The organism is Weissella sp. DD23, assembly GCF_001579105.1.
GTDB classification, from domain to species: domain Bacteria; phylum Bacillota; class Bacilli; order Lactobacillales; family Lactobacillaceae; genus Weissella; species Weissella cibaria.
Genome location: NZ_KQ970391.1, coordinates 376,258 through 376,865, shown reverse-complemented (window position 1 = coordinate 376,865; position 608 = coordinate 376,258). Strand labels below are relative to the sequence as shown.

Annotated in this window: 1 protein-coding gene; it reads right to left on the bottom strand. The window is 47.2% G+C overall.

The window, feature by feature from the left end:
• Positions 1-608, bottom strand: a 608-nt coding sequence (locus WEIDD23_RS04290) for a hypothetical protein (RefSeq protein ID WP_197458804.1), incomplete at both ends; no start/stop codon positions are given.

The window sequence follows — 608 nt, the reverse complement described above, 5'->3', positions numbered from 1 at the left end:
CTTATTGTCTGTCAAACCAGCAGGTATGCCTGGTACAGTTTCTGCCGCGTCCACTGCCTTTTGTCTACTAGTTACAGCTTCTTGCACAGCCTTGTCAAACGCCTTAGCGGCATCCGCAATGCTTGATGGTGTTGCATCAGTAGCGTTAACTGCCTTGTCGAATGCGGCCTGGGCATCAGTTACATCCGCAGTTACGTTTACATTCTTGTCAGCACCTGCTTGTGCTGGGTTCAGAACATAAATAACCTTGATTGTTTGTTGTGAAGCGTCATCCGCATCCAAAGCATTGTTGGTCTCATCAAAGCTCGTTGCACCGTTAGCATCAGTTAATGGTGTAACAACACGGGTATATCCTGCAATTTCAGGGTACTTCAAACTAGCCGCTGCATCAGTAAACGAACTATCAGTATCGCCAGTAATCACACCAATTTCTTGTCCCAGAGACTTACCTTCTGAATCTACAGCCGTTACCGTTGCTGATTGCTTCGAAGGTGTCAACAACAGCAATAGCGTTGCTACTGAGTCGGCAGTACCATCAGCCGTGTCCGTCACGTATGAGGTACCATCTACCAAGAAGTTAGCCAAATCAAAGCTAGCGGCCATATCCA